Origin of the sequence: Corynebacterium sp., assembly GCF_030532965.1 — a bacterium.
Classification (GTDB): Bacteria; Actinomycetota; Actinomycetes; order Mycobacteriales; family Mycobacteriaceae; genus Corynebacterium.
In genome coordinates this window covers 87050-104372 of the sequence record NZ_JAUNKC010000004.1, presented here as the reverse complement: position 1 = coordinate 104372, position 17323 = coordinate 87050, and the positions used below count along the sequence as shown (strand labels likewise).

General features: G+C 54.9%; 17 protein-coding genes and 1 pseudogene. 15 read left to right on the top strand and 3 right to left on the bottom strand.

Going from position 1 to position 17323, the window contains the following annotated elements; all coding sequences use genetic code 11:
- Window positions 1–160: 160 nt before the first annotated feature.
- From ruvX to nusB, 11 genes and pseudogenes are all read left to right on the top strand, one after another.
- Window positions 161–688, top strand: a complete 528-nt coding sequence (ruvX, locus tag Q4D85_RS03510) for a Holliday junction resolvase RuvX (RefSeq protein WP_303198241.1) — start codon at window positions 161–163, stop codon at window positions 686–688.
- Window positions 689–739: 51 nt separating this feature from the next.
- Entirely contained in the window at window positions 740–1891 is a 1152-nt protein-coding gene (mltG, locus tag Q4D85_RS03505) for an endolytic transglycosylase MltG (RefSeq protein ID WP_303198240.1), read from the top strand.
- A gap of 232 nt (window positions 1892–2123) precedes the next feature.
- Window positions 2124–2966: a shikimate dehydrogenase gene (locus Q4D85_RS03500; protein WP_303198239.1), complete on the top strand. Its 843-nt coding sequence runs from the start codon at window positions 2124–2126 to the stop codon at window positions 2964–2966.
- 23 nt (window positions 2967–2989) lie between these two features.
- Window positions 2990–3574 carry an A24 family peptidase gene (locus Q4D85_RS03495; RefSeq protein ID WP_303198238.1) on the top strand — a complete coding sequence of 195 codons (585 nt, stop codon included), beginning with the start codon at window positions 2990–2992 and terminating at the stop codon, window positions 3572–3574.
- Between the two features lie 50 nt (window positions 3575–3624).
- Entirely contained in the window at window positions 3625–4827 is a 1203-nt protein-coding gene (aroC, locus tag Q4D85_RS03490) for a chorismate synthase (RefSeq protein WP_303198237.1), read from the top strand.
- Between the two features lie 33 nt (window positions 4828–4860).
- Window positions 4861–5379 (top strand): shikimate kinase, encoded by a 519-nt coding sequence (locus tag Q4D85_RS03485; protein ID WP_303198236.1) that lies wholly within the window; start codon window positions 4861–4863, stop codon window positions 5377–5379.
- A gap of 103 nt (window positions 5380–5482) precedes the next feature.
- On the top strand, window positions 5483–6559 hold the full coding sequence (gene aroB, locus Q4D85_RS03480; RefSeq protein WP_303198235.1) for a 3-dehydroquinate synthase: 1077 nt from the start codon (window positions 5483–5485) through the stop codon (window positions 6557–6559).
- A 14-nt stretch (window positions 6560–6573) separates the two neighbouring features.
- The gene (gene aroQ / locus Q4D85_RS03475; RefSeq protein ID WP_303198234.1) at window positions 6574–7011 is read left to right on the top strand and encodes a type II 3-dehydroquinate dehydratase; all 438 of its coding nucleotides are present in this window, start codon (window positions 6574–6576) and stop codon (window positions 7009–7011) included.
- A gap of 139 nt (window positions 7012–7150) precedes the next feature.
- Complete coding sequence (locus tag Q4D85_RS03470) at window positions 7151–8242, top strand: aminopeptidase P family protein (RefSeq protein WP_303198233.1); 1092 nt, start codon at window positions 7151–7153, stop codon at window positions 8240–8242.
- Window positions 8243–8543: 301 nt separating this feature from the next.
- A complete protein-coding gene (efp, locus tag Q4D85_RS03465; protein ID WP_303198232.1) occupies window positions 8544–9107 on the top strand; it encodes an elongation factor P in 564 nt (187 codons plus the stop codon).
- 2 nt (window positions 9108–9109) lie between these two features.
- A pseudogene (gene nusB / locus Q4D85_RS03460) lies at window positions 9110–9565 on the top strand (transcription antitermination factor NusB); the annotation flags it as partial.
- A 515-nt stretch (window positions 9566–10080) separates the two neighbouring features.
- Here the strand turns inward: nusB and Q4D85_RS03455 are convergent.
- The 3 genes from Q4D85_RS03455 to Q4D85_RS03445 all read right to left on the bottom strand — a co-directional run bounded on the left by Q4D85_RS03455 (window position 10081) and on the right by Q4D85_RS03445 (window position 12551).
- Window positions 10081–10557, bottom strand: coding sequence for a hypothetical protein (locus Q4D85_RS03455; protein WP_303198231.1), 477 nt, complete (start codon window positions 10555–10557; stop codon window positions 10081–10083).
- A gap of 10 nt (window positions 10558–10567) precedes the next feature.
- Complete coding sequence (locus Q4D85_RS03450; RefSeq protein WP_303198230.1) at window positions 10568–11038, bottom strand: YbjN domain-containing protein; 471 nt, start codon at window positions 11036–11038, stop codon at window positions 10568–10570.
- Between the two features lie 130 nt (window positions 11039–11168).
- The gene (locus tag Q4D85_RS03445) at window positions 11169–12551 is read right to left on the bottom strand and encodes a TIGR01777 family oxidoreductase (RefSeq protein ID WP_303198229.1); all 1383 of its coding nucleotides are present in this window, start codon (window positions 12549–12551) and stop codon (window positions 11169–11171) included.
- A 633-nt stretch (window positions 12552–13184) separates the two neighbouring features.
- Here Q4D85_RS03445 and pyrR point away from each other — a divergent pair.
- The 4 genes from pyrR to carA are packed head-to-tail and all read left to right on the top strand — an operon-like array spanning window position 13185 to window position 17316.
- Entirely contained in the window at window positions 13185–13778 is a 594-nt protein-coding gene (gene pyrR, locus Q4D85_RS03440; protein ID WP_303198228.1) for a bifunctional pyr operon transcriptional regulator/uracil phosphoribosyltransferase PyrR, read from the top strand.
- Entirely contained in the window at window positions 13762–14703 is a 942-nt protein-coding gene (locus Q4D85_RS03435) for an aspartate carbamoyltransferase catalytic subunit (RefSeq protein ID WP_303198227.1), read from the top strand. Before pyrR ends, Q4D85_RS03435 begins: the two co-directional genes overlap by 17 nt.
- 31 nt (window positions 14704–14734) lie before the next feature.
- A complete protein-coding gene (locus Q4D85_RS03430) occupies window positions 14735–16093 on the top strand; it encodes a dihydroorotase (protein WP_303198226.1) in 1359 nt (452 codons plus the stop codon).
- Window positions 16093–17316, top strand: a complete 1224-nt coding sequence (gene carA, locus Q4D85_RS03425) for a glutamine-hydrolyzing carbamoyl-phosphate synthase small subunit (RefSeq protein WP_303198225.1) — start codon at window positions 16093–16095, stop codon at window positions 17314–17316. Before Q4D85_RS03430 ends, carA begins: the two co-directional genes overlap by 1 nt.
- Window positions 17317–17323: the final 7 nt, after the last annotated feature.

Here is a 17323-nt window from a genome sequence, read left to right as displayed (position 1 = left end):
TTAATAGAAGTGGCATTGCGGATCTAAGCGCGAAAGCCCACTTCATTGTTTTGTTTTATAGTGGGGACAGGTTACGGCTTCGTCTAGCTGAGAAACCGGCCAGCCGGTGTCGTATTTACACTGTGCCTAGCACCTTTGAGGAAATGGATTAGCGAAAACTATGGCTGAAGTGAAACCAGATCAACCCGGTGTTGACGATCCTGGTCCGGGTCGGCGATTAGGCGTAGATGTCGGCAGTGTGCGTATTGGGGTGGCATTGTCGGGGACAGAAGCCACGATGGCGATGCCGTTGGAGACCATTTCCCGGCTAACGGGTTTTAAGGATTCCGATAAGGCCGATATTGATCGGCTCATTGAGCTCATTGTCGATAATGATGTTGTGGAAGTAGTCGTCGGTTTGCCTAGGGATTTACAGGGCAACGGTTCGAAAAGCGTTAAACATGCTAAGGAAATAGCGTTTCGGATTCGCAGGCGGCTTCGAAATGCCGGACACGAAATTCCGGTGCGCATGGGCGATGAGCGCTTGTCAACGGTGATCGCAACTACCGCGTTACGTTCCAGCGGGCGAAGCGAAAAGGCGGGCCGCAAAGTTGTCGACCAAGCAGCCGCAGTGGAAATCCTCCAATCTTGGCTAGATGGACGTCGGTCTTTTATGGAGCGTCACGCCCCGATTAGTCCCCAAGATTAGTAAAATTGGTTGCCGTTAGTGTCCCTATGGCAAGGAGAATCCTAAAAGATTATGCGTATGGAACGGAAGTACGTTAGACGGCGGCAACGAGGCTTAGCGGTTCTTATTGCTTGCTTGGTTCTGCTCATTGGGGCAACGGCGTATATCGGGGTGACAGTGTTTAACCGGGGTCCGTCTGACTACGAAGGCACCGGAAATGGTCAGGTGGAATTAGTCACGATTGCGGAAGGTTCCACCATTTCCGAACTTGGACCCGAACTGGTTCAACGAAACATCGTGGCGACTGAACAGGTCTTCCAAGCGGCTGCATTAAGTAACCCCAAGGCGCATAACATTAAACCTGGCGTGTACCGGCTGCAGCAGGAAATGAGTGCTACCGCCGCAGTGGCCGCGTTGCTGGATCCGGCTAATCAAGTCGAGTTACTAGATATCGCTGGTGGCGCCACCTTGATGGACGTCAATGTCGTGGCTGGTGGCACCCGTGATGGTATCTTCTCGCAGATTTCTAAGGTCACCTGCGCTGAAGGTTCGACCAATTGCATTAGCGTTCAGGCGCTCCAGCAGGTGGCGGCCACCGTTGATCCGGAGCAGCTAGGGGTTCCAACCTGGGCAGCGGAGCAAGTGCGTGCGCGGGGGAACGACCCGAAGCGACTGGAGGGATTGATTGTTCCGGGTGAGTATGTTGTCGACCCAGAAAGTGATGCCCAGGAGATTTTGGCGGACTTGATTTCTCGCTCGGCGAAGAACTTCGACAATACAAAGATTGAGGAACGCGCCCAGGCGATCGGCTTAACTCCATATGAGTTGCTCACCGCGGCGTCGCTGGTCGAGCGGGAGGCACCGGCTGGTGACTTCGACAAAGTTGCCCGGGTGATTCTCAACCGGCTCCATGCACCGATGCGCTTGGAATTTGATTCGACTGTTAATTACGACCTGACAACCGTTGAAGTTGCCACCACTGAAGAAGATCGCAAGCGCGAAACCGCGTGGAACACCTACGCTAAAGAAGGCTTGCCGGAGACTCCGATCGCCGCGGCATCGATCCAAGCCATTGAGGCGATGGAGAATCCTGCGGAAGGTGAGTGGTTGTTCTTCGTCACTATCGACAAACAAGGAACCACAGTTTTCACCAATACTTATGATGAACACTTAGCGGCAGTTGATGAGTCGCTGGCAAACGGGGTTTTGGATTCCAACCGGTAGCTTTGTTTCCCACCACGCGAGGCAATGATTATGCCACGGGTGGTGGGTTTTCTTTGTGCTGAACACTTTTGGGTACAGCTGGTTTGGGGCACGATTGTCGTAGTTTTTGAAGTGTGTTGCATTGAGAAGAAAAGCAGCTTAGCGTTAGAGAGCAGCCGCGCCTATTTGTAACGGTGGTGCGGGTTTATTGCTTTGCGACGCAACTAATTTCTATCGGCAGGAAAGGGGAACCGTGACTGGTTTTCGCGCAGCGGTATTGGGTAAGCCCATTGAACATTCCTTGTCCCCGGTTTTACACAATGCGGGTTATGCAGCCCTTGGGTTAAGGGATTGGCAGTACGGGAGGATCGAATGTGGTGAGTCTGATCTCGCAGGCGTCCTATCCGAAGCCAGTAGCGACTATAGAGGCTTCTCGGTGACCATGCCGTGCAAATTCGAGGCACTGGCGTTGGCGGATGAAGCAACTGAACGAGCCCGGGTGATTGGTTCGGCGAATACATTGGTTCGACGTGATGAATCTCAATGGGTTGCGGATAATACCGATTGCGACGGGATCATCGGCGCGGTCAAGGTGCTGTTCGATCGATCTGATGTCGGAGGGAAGCTTTTTACCGAAACGGACTATGCGGTAATCATCGGCGCTGGGGGTACGGCGCGCCCTGCTGTGTGGGCGGCTGCGCAGTTGGGGGCGGGAAAAATCGTCATCATTAACCGTTCCGATCGAAGCGGCGAATTTGCTTCATTGGCCGCGTCCTGCGGTGTGACGGTGGATTTCCAGGGTTTCGATGCAGACATCTCAGCAATATGCGCCAACGCCACGTTGATTGTGTCCACTGTGCCCTCTACCGGACTGGCTGATTACGTACACCTTATCGCCGAAGCACCCCTGCTTGACGTGATCTATGACCCATGGCCGACTCCGTTGGTGGCGCACGCTCACGGCAGCGGAATTCCCGCGGTGGGTGGGCATGTGATGTTGGCTCATCAGGCATACGGTCAGTTTGAACAATTTACCGGCCACTCGGCGCCGAAGGAAGCAATGTGGCAGGCGTTGTGCCAAGCCCTTGATATGTAGCGACTCCGGTGGGGTGAGGTTTCGTGGAGTCAGTAGCTGTTGTCGGGTTGTATATCGCGTGTTGTAGTTGGGCGATTGCCCTTAGCTGGTGGGATTTACGGCACTACCGGCTGCCTAATTTTCTGGTTGTGCCCGGCGTAGTTGTGATCGTGGTATTGGCAGTACTCACTGGCCAGGCGAAGGCTATCCTCGGCGGGTTGGTATGGTCAGGATTGTATTTCTTAAGCCATATTGTTGCAGTGCTATTGAGTGCCAAAGCCACAGGCGGAATTGGTGGTGGGGATATAAAACTTGCCCTGGTCACGGGAACACTGATTGGAAAAGCTGGTCTTGTACCAGTGTTTGGTGCCGTGCTGCTGGCGCAATTACTCAGCATCGGTTCAGCGGTTATTGCAAATAGGTGGTTACGAAAGACGCCCGTGACGCTGGAAGAGTATCGGGAGAACAATCCTGCCTGGGTGGGCACTTCAGATGTGATAAATAACGACGGCTCGTATTATCAGGCACGCCGTCTAGGTCGAGTGAAAGTTCCGCATGGTCCCGCAATGTTAGTGGCTACTGCTGTTGTTATGGTGCTGTGTCCCGAGGCGCGTATTTTCTCCCCATAAACCGGGGGTAAAAGCCAAGTTTTCCGCTTCAGCGTGTCATAATTGCCAACATGCTTCGTTGGACTACTTCAGGAGAATCTCACGGCCAAGCTTTGGTCGCAATGCTTGAGCGCATGCCCGCAGGTGTGCCCATCACCCGCGATGATATTTCGTATCAGTTAGCCCGGCGCCGACTGGGCTACGGTCGCGGTGCGCGCATGAAATTTGAAGCAGACGATGTGACCATCCTAGGCGGTGTGCGCCATGGGGAGACGCTGGGTAGTCCGATCGCCATCATGATCGGCAATACCGAGTGGCCGAAATGGACGACCATCATGTCCGCCGACCCGCTTGATCTCGATGATCCGGAGATCGCCTCGGCGATGAGCTCCGGCCGTGCGGCTAAACTCACCCGCCCTCGGCCTGGCCATGCGGACTTCGCCGGAATGTTGAAATACGATCTGGACGAGGCTCGCCCAATCTTGGAACGCGCTTCCGCACGTGAAACCGCGGCCCGGGTTGCGGCGGCAACTGTGGCGCGGAATTTCCTCCGGGAAACTCTCGGAGTGGAAGTCTTTTCCCATGTTATCTCCATTGGTGCCTCTCAACCCGCCGATGGCGACGACCCGACTTTTGACGATCTGCAACGCATTGATGCATCACCAGTTCGGGCAGCTAACGCGGAAGCAGAGGCTAGCATGATCGCTGAAATCGAAGCCGCGAAGAAACAAGGCGACACCTTAGGTGGCGTCGTTGAAGTTCTGGTCAGCGGATTACCGATTGGTTTGGGGTCTCACATCTCGGCCGAGGACCGTTTAGATGCACAGCTCGCGGCCGCAGTAATGAGCATTCAAGCAATCAAAGGCGTGGAAATCGGTGACGGGTTTGCCGAGGCTCGGCGCAGGGGATCAGAGGCGCACGATGAAATGGTGCGTGAAGACGGCATCCTCCGGCGAACCACCAATCGGGCCGGTGGTCTTGAAGGCGGCATGACCAACGGTGAAACGCTTCGGGTGCGCGCCGCTATGAAGCCCATCTCGACCGTGCCGCGTGCGCTAAAAACAGTGGACATGGCTACCGGAAAACCTGCTACCGGAATTCACCAACGCTCTGATGTGTGTGCAGTGCCAGCGGCCGGGGTAGTGGCCGAAGCCATGGTGGCGTTGGTGTTGGCCCGGGCGGTGTTGCAGAAATTCGGCGGCGACAGCCTGTCGGAAACCAAACGTAACATCGCAGGCTACCTTGAGCGCGTCGAAAAGCGGCTGCAGTTTTAATCGTCACGGTCACCTAGGTTTAAAAGGAAGCATATGGCAGAACCCGCAGTTGTCCTCGTTGGGCCACCAGGCTCGGGTAAATCAACCATCGGTCGGCGGCTCGCCCGGGCGTTGGGCGTGCAGTTTCTAGACACCGACCTCCTTATCGAAGAGTCGACAGGTATGGCGTGTGGTGAGTTTTTTACCGCTGCTGGTGAACCCGAGTTCCGTCGGGTCGAAGCAGAACAAGTCGCCGCGGCCTTGACACAACATGCAGTGCTCAGTCTCGGCGGCGGCGCGGTGGTGACGGATTCTACCCGGATGAAACTTTTAGACGTGTTTGTCGTGTGGCTAGATATCCCCGCCGATGAAGGGGTTCGTCGAACCAGCCACGATGATTCCCGCCCAATTCTTCACGCGGAAAACCCCCATGCGCGATATCAAGAATTACTTGATAACCGAAACCACCTGTACGCCGAGGTTGCCGACCAAAAAATCCGCACGGATCTACGTACCCCACAGCAAGCGGTGGCCGATATACTTTCTGTAATCGACAACAACAAACAGGCTTAACCGACAACTGTCGCCTAACCCGCACTAAGAAAACTACCCACTGTCACGCAGATTTCGGTTTCGGATCATTCAACAAATGGCACCTTGAACACGAAAGACACCTATGAACACCACAGTTACTGTTGCTAGCGCGCAGCCTTATACCGTACATATCGGCCATGGCCTCATTGACACGATTCTGAACGATATTACAAACATAAAACCTAGCCAAGTGGCAATCATCACCCAAGACGTCGTGGCAAACTACGCACACACAGTGGCACAACGCGCGGAAGAAAACGGTATCGAGACTCACATCATCACGATTCCGGATGCCGAAGCCGGAAAAACCCTCAGCGTCGCAGAAACGTGTTGGAATCAACTGGGGGAGAAATCCTTCGGCCGACGCGACCTAGTAATCGGCCTAGGCGGCGGCGCTGCCACCGACCTTGCCGGATTCGTCGCAGCAACCTGGATGCGTGGAATAGCAGTACTTCAGGTGCCAACAACACTGTTGGCGATGGTTGATGCCGCAGTCGGCGGAAAAACCGGGATCAATACCGCAGCCGGAAAAAACCTCGTGGGGGCATTCCACGAACCCCGAGGCGTCTACATTGACCTCGATTTATTACAGTCGCTACCGCGCGAGGAACTCGTCGCAGGCTCGGCAGAAATTATCAAAACCGGATTCATCGCCGACCCAGAAATCCTCAAACTCTACGAACAAGATCCCAACCAATGCTTAAACGTAGACGGGCATCTCCCCGAATTGATAGCCCGGTCAGTGCGAGTGAAAGCCTCCGTTGTCGGTCAAGATTTGAAAGAATCAGGACTTCGGGAAATCCTGAATTACGGTCACACCTTCGGCCACGCCATCGAATTAGCCGAAAACTTCCATTGGCGCCACGGATGCGCCGTAGCAGTGGGCATGATCTTCATCGCCGAATTAAGCCACCGTCGCGGCTTGATTGACGCGGACCTGCTACAGCGCCACTACGACATTTTGGCATCGATTGGCCTTCCAACGAGCTATAAGGCCGGAGAATTTGACGTACTGTACGGCGCAATGACCAAGGACAAGAAGAATCGGGACGGCAAGATTAGATTCGTGGCGCTTCAATCCGTCGGCGAATGCACCCGCCTGGAAGATGCCACCCAGACCGAACTGTTAGCCGCCTACCAGGCACTATCGGAAGCCTAACGCAAGGAGTCCTCATGCACATTTTGGTTCTCAACGGCCCAAACTTAGATCGCCTGGGCAAACGACAACCGGAAATCTACGGCTCAACTACACTGACCGACCTGGAAGAAAAAATCACCCGCCACGCCGCATCCCGGAACATTACGCTAGATTGTCGGCAATCAAACCACGAGGGGCAATTGATCGAATGGGTCCACGAAGCAGCAGATAATAACTGGCCAGTCATCATCAACCCAGGCGGATTCACACACACCTCCGTCGCACTACGCGACGCACTAGCCGAGGTTGCGGATCTCGCTGGTTTCATCGAAGTGCACATTTCCAACATCCACGCGCGGGAACCGTTCCGCCACCATAGCTACCTGTCGCCGTTAGCGATCGGCGTGATCGCAGGTTTAGGAACTCACGGTTATCTACTCGCCATTGATGCATTAAGCACCCAGAAACCCTAAACCGCTTATTATAAAAATCACAACCTTTCACCAGCACAACCTACCGGTTATGAATGGCCGGTAGGCGGGTGACACATACACATAAAATAACTGGTTGAAGTCTTTGACCTCAGCCTACTTGCGATCTTAAGGATTCATCGTGGCTTTATCGGATACTCGATTCTTAACCCGGCGTCGCGCACTGGCGGCGAAACTAGCAGCCCAACGCGTAGACGTCATGCTGGTAACCCATCTCACCCACGTTCGATATCTCTCCGGCTTTTCCGGCTCCAATGCGGCGTTGACAGTGTATAAAGACCTCTCCGCCTTGATGGCAACGGACGGTCGATACACCACCCAAATCGCCGAAGAAGTCCCTGATATTGAGGCCATCAACGCCCGTGCCTGCGCAACCACCCTATTATCGAAGATTACGGGGCCGCGCCGGGTCGGTTTCGAAGCGGACTTCGTTTCGGTGGCGGAGTTTAAAAAACTCGAAGAGGTCTGCGGCGAAGACGTCACCTTGGTGCCGATCTCCGGGGTGATTGAGGAGATTCGGATAACCAAGGACCCATTGGAACGGGAACGGCTACGCGCGGTGGCGGAGCTTGCAAATTCTGCGTTCCAAGAAATCGTCGATGCTGGCCTCATTCGGGCTGGCCGCACCGAACGCGAAGTCGCGGGCGACTTGGAATACAGGATGCGCGTCAAGGGCGCGGAACGGCCAAGCTTCGATACGATTGTTGCCTCCGGGCCGAATTCCGCCAAGCCGCACCACAGCGCAACTGATCGGGTTATTGAGGTAGGGGATCTGGTCACTATTGATTTTGGTGCCCATGATCGAGGTTTTAATTCCGATACGACCCGTACGGTCGTGGTGGGCGAGGCTTCCGATTTTGCTCAAGAAATCTACGAGATCGTGTTGCGGGCACAATTAGCAGGCTGCGCGGCCGCCGTTCCTGGGGCGCAGCTTGTCGACGTCGACAAGGCGTGTCGCGATGTCATCACCGACGCGGGTTACGGCGACTATTTCGTTCACTCCACTGGCCACGGGATCGGTTTGGATGTGCACGAAGCTCCGTGGGCCGCAGTTACCGGTTCTGGTGAATTGGCCGAGAACATGACCTTGACCATCGAGCCGGGGATTTATGTTCCGGGTAAGGGGGGAGTGCGCATTGAGGATACGCTTCTGATCACCAGCGGTGTTGCCGAAAACCTCACCCGGTTACCGAAAGACCTACTGATCGTGTAGTAACGCACCCGGTGCGCAACCATTATCGCTGGTTACCTGGCCCGCCGACACGCAGCTTACAGCTTGTGTCGGTGGGCCAGTGGTCGTTGCAGTTTAAGGCATTGTACGAAAATTTTCAGCTGTCGAACAGATAGATGCTGTGGTTGCGTGTGATGAAATATCCAAGATTTCTTCCTTATTGCGTCGTTGCGGGTTAGCGCATCGTTGCTAAAGTGGTGTACCCTTGCACAGTTAGAAAACCAGATTGCGGTTTTTGTGTTAAACCCTTGAAAAATTCAAACCTGTTAGGAAGTAACCTGTCGTGGCAACCACAGCTGATTTCAAAAATGGTCTTGTACTCAAGATCGACAACAAGCTCCAGCAAATCATCGAATTCCAGCACGTAAAGCCAGGTAAGGGCCCAGCTTTCGTCCGCACCAAACTCAAGGACGTTGTCAGCGGCAAGGTCACCGACAAAACCTTCAATGCCGGTGTGAAAGTCGAAACCGCTACCGTCGACCGCCGCGACATGACCTACCTGTACCACGATGGCTCCTCCTACGTGGTGATGGACGATAAAACCTACGAACAAATCGAACTCGACGAGCACCTCGTCGGCGACGGTGCAAAGTTCATGTTGGAAAACACCACCATTCAGGTTTCTTTCCACGACGGCGAACCATTATTCGCGGAGCTTCCGATTTCCATGGACCTCACCGTTTCCCACACCGAACCAGGCCTGCAAGGCGACCGCTCCTCCGGCGGCACCAAGCCTGCAACCCTTGAAACCGGTGCTGAGATTCAGGTGCCGTTGTTCATTGAAACCGGCAACGTCGTCAAAGTCGACACCCGTAATGGTTCCTACCTCTCCCGCGTGAACAACTAATCGTGGCTGACTCGAACACATCACACTCACCGCGCAACCAGGCGAAAAACTGGAAACGGCACGGATCCCGCTTCAAAGCACGCCGCCGTGCCGTTGATATCCTGTACGAAGCCGAAGCCCGCGACGTCGATCCGGTAGCTATCGTGCAAGACCGAGTACATTTGTCCCGAATCGACGAATCCATCGTTGCTCCAGTCGCCGCATACACCCGTGAAATCATTGCTGGCGCCGCGGAGGAACTCAATCGCATCGACGATGTTATTGCCTCCTACCTGTCAGAAGATTGGGAACTCCATCGGATCTCAGCGGTGGACCGGGCTATCCTGCGGGTGGCCGTGTGGGAAATGATCTTCAACGAAGACGTTCCGCTGAAAACCGCAATGACCGAGGCGATCGAAATGGCAGCCCAGTATTCTGGCGCTACCGCACCGGCATACATCAACGCCGTTTTAGACTCCGCCTTAAAAAACATCGACGAACTGCGCTCCCCAACGCCGGAGCTTGGCGACGACATTGAATCCGATGAAGATGCTGAGTCTGATTCGGAAACCGCGACGGCAAGCGACGTCGAAAAGCTTAGCGACGATGGGATCTTAGCGTTATCGTTCGAGGAGGCACTCGCGGCAGCGGAAACCTCCATCGTCGATGCCCAGGACACAGACGATGACGACACTGTTCATAGCGAGACCTTCATCGCAAACGAGGCTGTGGAAGAGGCCAGCGCCGAGGAGGTCATGAACGACTCAGAAACGACGTCAGCAGTTGAAGCGACTGGCAATCAGCTTGAGGAAACCATGTCGTCATCGACAGCAGCTGACCTGGTCGATACCGAAAACGATGCGTCCATGCAGCCACCCAGCAATGACGTGCAACCAGGAGTCGAGGACTAAATTCGGGCCCGACTTAAGCGGCAGCGACAGGTTGCCGCTAAAGAAATATTTGTGCCTTATCCCTTAGACACAAGCGGCGCAGCTTAAGGCCGAGAACCGGTACTAAGCTGCGCCGCTTCAGTCTCCTCCAAAATGCTGAAAACCTGATCCACCGCAGCTTGCAACCCTGAGCGCAACTGGCGACGACTCAACCCAGTTGCCAGCGGCAATTCCACCTCAGCACGCAACTGATATCCATCCGGAACCGAAACGACCGAAGCGCGACCGCAATCAAGCGAAACATTCACCTGATTACACGCCAACAACCATGACACATGCGGAATCACATCATCAGCCGCGCTCGGATCCGGAAACTCGACCACACCCCGCACAATAGCGGCGGTAGGAAGCAACGCAAACAAAAACGGCACGCCATTAATACTGGCCCGACCTCTGTTGGCCTTCTGCGAAGCCGGATGAATCGCAATCCCCAACTCCGACATAGCAGCAATCACCATACCAAAATTCACCGCAACCGGAATATGCTGCGAATCCGCTGGCTTACGCGACTTCCTCACCACGACACCCCTCCTACGAAACCCCATTAACACCCGGCAACGGCCAATTCACGTAATAGGGCAACTCGCCAGCCACATAATTCCAACATGCCATAAACGCATCAAGGGTAGTGATCACAAACGCCCCTAACTGGTTAAAACTAACCCCGTCACCAACCCGCAAACTACGCCGACACCGCAATTCCAACGAACCAGAGCCCGTCTCCTCAAACTGCAAGGTAGGAGCATCGTGCATCGTATTCCAGTCATAACACAACGACAGTAACCGGGTCGCCTTCGCGACCGGAACCGTGCCACGCCACACGGAACACACAACCAAGAAATCGCCCTTCACCTGGAAAAATACGGCCTGATCTACGAATCCGGTGACTATTCGGTCACCTTCATCGAGAAACTCCAGCCCCTCAGCAGCTAAAACCTCAGCCACGTCGGGCAGCGCAAAACCACAAACCGTCAGCTTCTCCGCAACGTTCTTCGCAGACATAGTTTAAAAATATGGGTGACCAAGCAGGTAGCGGAACAGCGACACAGCAAAGACGTGCAACCCAAGTGCAAATATGAAAGAAATTTAATATTTGCTACCCCAAGTCACCCCGCAGACAACGCGCCCCGTCCTACGGAGCGTCGAAAAGCTTCTCCCCACCCAACTCATGCGCCAACGCCTGCTCAATCGTCGAATAGCGAAATTCATGCCCCAACCGCAATAACCGCTCCGGCATTACCTTTTGCGATGCCAATACCAGTTCTTCCGCTCCCTGTGCACCCAACAACACCTTCGGGCCAATCGCTGGAATCGGAAACCGCGCAGGGCGACGCAACTGCGCACCCAACGCCCGCACCATCTCTGCATTCGTCACCGGAGTAGGCGACACCGCATTCACCGGACCAACCAGCCGCGAATCCACCGCAGAACGTATCAACGTATCCGTCAAATCATCCAAGGACACCCACGAAAACCACGCCGCGCCGTCATCAAACTTTCCCCCCAAACCAGTCGAAAACACTGTACGCAAAACCGGCAAAATACCACCCCGCGCACTCAAAACCACCCCAGTTCGCACCATCACGACCCGCTTACCCGCAGATACTGCAGGCGCACAATCCGCCTCCCAATCGCGCGTTAACTCCGCCAAAAAACCCGAACCTAAACCTGAATCCTCCGTCAATACCTCATCGCCACGATCGAAACCATAAAAACCGATCGCAGAAGCCGAGACCATCACCTGGCACTTATCCGAAGCCGCAACCAACGCAGCCAACCGAGATGTCGGCCCCACCCGACTTTCCCGAAGCGCCTTCTTATGCGCATCATTAAACCGACCAAAAATCGGCTCACCAGCTAAATGAATCAACACATCCACATCAGCGACAAGCCCCGCGTCAGGATTCTCCGGATCCCAGAACCGCTCCGAAACGACCGCGTCCGGCGACCCCCCATCGCCAGGCTGCTCACGCACCAAACGAACCACACTGTGACCCAAGGTCGTCAATTGTGCCACCAACGCCCGACCCACAAGCCCCCGCGAACCCGTCACGGCAAACCGCAACGGCTTCTCCGTTAACTCTGCAAATTCTGACATCTTCTTAATATCGTGAATCAACTGCTGCTGCCGATACGCAAACATCGGCGCAAGCGACGCCTTTGGCAACCGGGTACGCACCTCATCCGTAATCCGCGTCGCCGCAACCCCATCAACCTCCACCTCACAAAACGCATGACTATGCCGCCAATTAGCCAATGCCCGAATCGGCGCGGTCACACACACATCAGTAAACCGAAACCCCTTAACGTACCCAGAAAGATCGTGACGCGCCTCCCACCGCAACCCGGCAGGTAACGAAAATACCGTCGTACCCCGCGCCAAATCAGTAGTCTCCTGAATAGGCGTGAACGGGAAAAACGGCGGCGTCAACCTTGCAACCGCGCCCGGGCGGCTGTGCCAATTCCACACATCTTCACGGGAACCTGGGACAATGTGGCTGGTTACGAGGCTCATGGCGATCCTGTTTTCTCTTAGATTCCTTTGGCTGCGGGAAATTACCGCTACCTAAGGTGGTGGTCGTTAATGGTTGGGGAATTGTGCTTCTGGTTGACAAGCATAAGTGAAACTTGCGGCACTGGTTGGAAGCTGCTTTGGATTCTTGACTTATTGGGTGTTAGTTAATGTGTCGGGGAAATACATGCCGGTGTTTCATATTGGGTGCTTCATGTCAGCCCGCGGCGGGTTCGATGTAGTGGTCGTACGAAAAATGTTCAACTTTTACCGCTGCGACCTCTCGCCTGGATACGTGGGTATGGTTTTTGAAAAAACCGATAGACGGGCGATGGGGTACTGGGCGGCAATGAGAAGATGGGGAAGAATCAGATAGATTGCTGTCGGATGGACGCAGCTGAGCTGGGGGATGGCTTAAACCCGGGATTAAGGTGATAAAGTTTGTTGCAGTGCTGCGCTTGATCATCGCCAGGTGAATAGAGTGCAGAATCACCACCTAATTTAATCTCAACTAGAAAAGTATGACCCCACAAAATTTAGTGCCTTAAGTTTCCTACAGCCGGGCTTTACATTTTGTAGCCGTCATGCTTGACATCCTTTAACGGACCGCACAGTGAGGCGGGGAAGGAGGTCACGATGAGTGAGAATCGGCACGAGACAGTCGAGTTGTTAAGCAGCGACGACGTGTCTCGTACTATTGCACGCATCGCGCACCAGATCATTGAAAAAACTGCCCTGGACGCACCCGAAAACCAGGCAACCCAGTCAGTGATGTTGCTCGGCATTCCATCGGGGGGAGTGCCACTGGCTAACCGGCTGGCGGACAAGATTGCGCAATTCACCGGCGCTACTGTACCGGTAGGCAGTTTAGACATCACACTATATCGGGATGATTTGCGGTCGAAGCCGCATCGCGCCCTCCGACCAACGCGTATCCCTCCCGGCGGGGTCGACGGGGCGACGGTTATTTTGGTTGATGACGTTTTGTTTTCCGGTCGTTCCATCAGAGCAGCACTTGATGCGCTGCGCGATGTGGGGCGACCGGCTTCTGTGCAATTAGCGGTGTTGGTGGATAGGGGACACCGGGAATTGCCGATTCGGGCGGATTACGTGGGTAAGAATCTACCTACTTCCCGCACCGAAGATGTTGCAGTCTTACTTGCCGATATTGATGGCAAAGATGCCATCGTGTTAACCCGAGGTGACGGAATAGATGAAACACCTGCTTAGCATCGCAGATCTATCGAAAGACGAAATCACAGGCCTCATGGACGAAGCCGACCGGTTCCGGGAAGCGCTTGAAGGACGGGAATTAAAAAAGCTTCCCACCTTGCGGGGGCGAACAATCTTCACCGTTTTTTATGAAAACTCGACCCGCACCCGTTCGTCTTTTGAAACCGCTGGTAAATGGATGAGCGCGGATGTCATCAATATCTCCGCTTCCTCGTCGTCGGTGAAAAAAGGCGAATCGTTGAAAGACACGGGACTCACCCTGTCAGCTATCGGCGCGGATGCGTTGATTATCCGCCACCCGTCCTCCGGCGCGGCGCAGCAGTTAGCGCAGTGGGTAGCTCCAGGTGGGGTAGGGCCTTCGGTTATCAACGCTGGCGACGGTTCGCATCAGCATCCAACACAAGCATTGCTGGACGCGGTGACGATGCGGCAACGGATCGGCGACATCGCTGGACGCAAGATCGTCATTGTTGGCGACTGTTTGCATTCTCGGGTGGTTCGTTCCAACGTTGATTTGCTTGCCACCCTCGGCGCGGAGGTCGTGTTGGTCGCACCCCCCACGTTGCTGCCACCAGGGGTGGAAAACTGGCCGGTTCGAGTCAACTATGACATGGATCCGGAAATTCCAGACGCAGACGTCGTGATGATGCTGCGGGTGCAACAAGAACGAATGCTCGGCGGATTCTTCCCCTCCCATCGGGAGTATGCGACGTTATACGGCCTGAGTAAGCAGCGGGAATCCCGGATGAAAGACGGGGCGATTGTCATGCACCCGGGGCCGATGTTGCGCGGAATGGAAATTAACTATGCTGTTGCCGACGCGCCGCGCTCAGCGATATTGCAGCAGGTATCAAATGGCGTGCACACTCGCATGGCGGTGCTGTTTACGTTAATCGCTGGCGCCGAGAACCCAGGCTTCTAATTCGACCAAAGGTGTAACTGTAGGAAAGAAAATGACTGAAAAATTGGATTATCCAGAAACAGGACAGCTTGGGCCGGTAGAGCCAGGTTCGCTGTTAATCACGAATGTTAAACCGTACGGTGAGGGCGAGGGCGTCAACGTGCTCGTCATTGATGGCGTTATCGCCGAGGTCGGGACTGAGCTTTTCGACGCCGATCGGGTGGTCGATGGCCGCGGTGGGGTGCTATTGCCCGGTTTAGTGGACATGCATGTTCACCTGCGTGAGCCCGGCCGCGAAGACACCGAAACCATCGCAACCGGATCCGCAGCAGCAGCAAAGGGCGGGTTTACCGCCGTGTTCACCATGGCTAACACCATGCCAGTTATGGACCAGCCAGTCATCGCCGAATCGGTGTGGTACAAGGGGCAACAGGTCGGTCTATGCGACGTCCATCCCGTCGGCTCCATAACGAAAGGGCTGGCGGGCAAGGAACTCACAGAATTTGGCATGATGGCTCATTCAGATGCCAAGGTTCGCATGTTTTCCGACGACGGAAAATGCGTCGACAATCCGTTGATTATGCGTCGCGCGATCGAATATGCCAAAGGCCTTGATGTGCTTTTGGCACAGCACTGCGAGGACCCGCGGCTAACCGAAGGCGCAGTGGCGCACGAAGGCGAAGTGGCAGCCACACTCGGGCTGCGCGGGTGGCCGCGGGTGGCGGAAGAATCCATCGTGGCCCGTGACGCATTGCTGTGCCGGGATTACGGCAATCGCATGCACATCTGCCATGCATCGACTGCCGGGACGGTGGAGCTAGTCCGGTGGGCGAAATCCCAAGGAATCCCATTAACCGCGGAGGTTACGCCACATCACCTATTACTTACCGACGAACGGTTGCGCACCTATGACGGAGTCAATCGTGTCAATCCACCATTGCGCGAAGAATCAGATACCTTGGCGCTACGCGATGCGCTTTTGGATGGCACCATCGACTGCATCGCAACGGATCATGCACCGCACGGTTCGGAGGAAAAGTGCTGCGAATTTGAACACGCGAAACCCGGAATGCTCGGGCTGGAAACCTCCCTGGCGATCGTCGCAAAGCTCTTTGTTGCAACGGGCCTGGCGGATTGGCGCTTCATAGCGAGGATCATGAGTGAACGGCCCGCCGAGATTCTCCGGCTGCCTGGCCATGGGCGTCCAATTTCCGTAGGCGAACCTGCCAACCTGACAATCATCGACCCCGGCCACACGTGGACCGTCGACAGCACGGAGCTGGCCTCCAAATCCGAAAACACCCCCTTCGACGGCATGTCCTTTGACGCAAAGGTGACGACAACAATCTTGCGGGGCCGGTTAACCTGCGTTGACGGTCAGCCTACTAAACCACGGACCAGCGCAGAATAATGCAACCGCTAACCACCAACGCAACAAAAACTTCCAGCTCATCGGAAAATCAGAAAGGTGATGTTGTGACACAATCTTCTTCCGCTAATCAAAATTCCAAAGCCCTGCTTGTGTTGAGCGACGGAAAAGTCTTTACCGGTAGTGGCTTTGGCGCCACCGGAACCACCCTCGGTGAAGCAGTGTTTACCACCGCGATGTCGGGTTACCAAGAAACCATGACAGACCCGTCGTACCACCGTCAGATCGTGGTGACAACCGCCCCACAGATCGGAAACACCGGCTGGAACGATGAAGATTGCGAATCCCACGGCGATAAAATCTGGGTCGCGGGTCTTGTCATCCGCGACCTATCGACCCAGGTGTCTAACTGGCGGGCGAAGCGCAGCCTTGACGATGAAATGCTGGCCCAAGGACTCATCGGCATTAAAGGCGTCGACACTCGCGCGATCGTGCGGCATCTAAGGAACTTCGGTTCAGTAGCGGCCGGTATTTTCTCTGGTACGGATGCCGAGAAACCCATTGATGAACTGCTAGAAATCGTCCGAAGCCAACCATCGATGGCTGGCTTAGATCTTTCCCAAGAAGTGTCGACCGAAGAGACGTATGAGGTTCCAGCCGAAGGCGAAGAACGATTTACCGTCGTCGCCTACGACATGGGGATCAAGACAAACACCCCACGTAACTTCGCTAAACGAGGCATCCGCACCGTGGTTGTGCCTGCCAATACTCCTTTCGCGCAGATCGCACAGTATCAGCCAGACGGGGTGTTTATCTCCAATGGCCCGGGCGACCCAGCAACCGCCGACACAATGGTGGAGATCGTTAAAGAAATCTTGGCGGCGAAACTGCCACTGTTTGGAATTTGCTTCGGCAACCAAATTCTCGGACGGGCATTGGGCTTAGAAACCTACAAACTGAAGTTCGGCCACCGTGGCGTCAACGTTCCGGTTTTAAACCACACCACGGGAAAAATAGACATAACCAGCCAAAATCACGGTTTCGCCTTGAAAGGCGCGGCGGGCGAAGTTTTCGACACGCCGTTTGGCCCCGCCCAGGTGACCCACACATGCCTCAATGATGGCACCGTAGAAGGCGTCGCCCTAACCAGCGGATTGGCTTACTCAGTCCAATACCATCCGGAGTCGGCGGCTGGTCCTAACGATGCCAACCCTTTATTTGACCAGTTCATTTCGTTAATGACGCACCACCGCGGCCAAAACTAAGACTCAC

What these genes read in the sequence shown, in the direction of transcription:
- ruvX (WP_303198241.1), top strand. Translation starts at nt 161, where the DNA reads ATGGCTGAAGTGAAACCAGATCAACCCGGTGTTGACGATCCTGGTCCG.
- mltG (WP_303198240.1), top strand. Translation starts at nt 740, where the DNA reads ATGCGTATGGAACGGAAGTACGTTAGACGGCGGCAACGAGGCTTAGCG.
- aroC (WP_303198237.1), top strand. Translation starts at nt 3,625, where the DNA reads ATGCTTCGTTGGACTACTTCAGGAGAATCTCACGGCCAAGCTTTGGTC.
- Q4D85_RS03485 (WP_303198236.1), top strand. Translation starts at nt 4,861, where the DNA reads ATGGCAGAACCCGCAGTTGTCCTCGTTGGGCCACCAGGCTCGGGTAAA.
- aroB (WP_303198235.1), top strand. Translation starts at nt 5,483, where the DNA reads ATGAACACCACAGTTACTGTTGCTAGCGCGCAGCCTTATACCGTACAT.
- aroQ (WP_303198234.1), top strand. Translation starts at nt 6,574, where the DNA reads ATGCACATTTTGGTTCTCAACGGCCCAAACTTAGATCGCCTGGGCAAA.
- Q4D85_RS03450 (WP_303198230.1), bottom strand. Translation starts at nt 11,038, where the DNA reads ATGTCTGCGAAGAACGTTGCGGAGAAGCTGACGGTTTGTGGTTTTGCG.
- Q4D85_RS03445 (WP_303198229.1), bottom strand. Translation starts at nt 12,551, where the DNA reads ATGAGCCTCGTAACCAGCCACATTGTCCCAGGTTCCCGTGAAGATGTG.
- pyrR (WP_303198228.1), top strand. Translation starts at nt 13,185, where the DNA reads ATGAGTGAGAATCGGCACGAGACAGTCGAGTTGTTAAGCAGCGACGAC.
- Q4D85_RS03435 (WP_303198227.1), top strand. Translation starts at nt 13,762, where the DNA reads ATGAAACACCTGCTTAGCATCGCAGATCTATCGAAAGACGAAATCACA.
- Q4D85_RS03430 (WP_303198226.1), top strand. Translation starts at nt 14,735, where the DNA reads ATGACTGAAAAATTGGATTATCCAGAAACAGGACAGCTTGGGCCGGTA.
- carA (WP_303198225.1), top strand. Translation starts at nt 16,093, where the DNA reads ATGCAACCGCTAACCACCAACGCAACAAAAACTTCCAGCTCATCGGAA.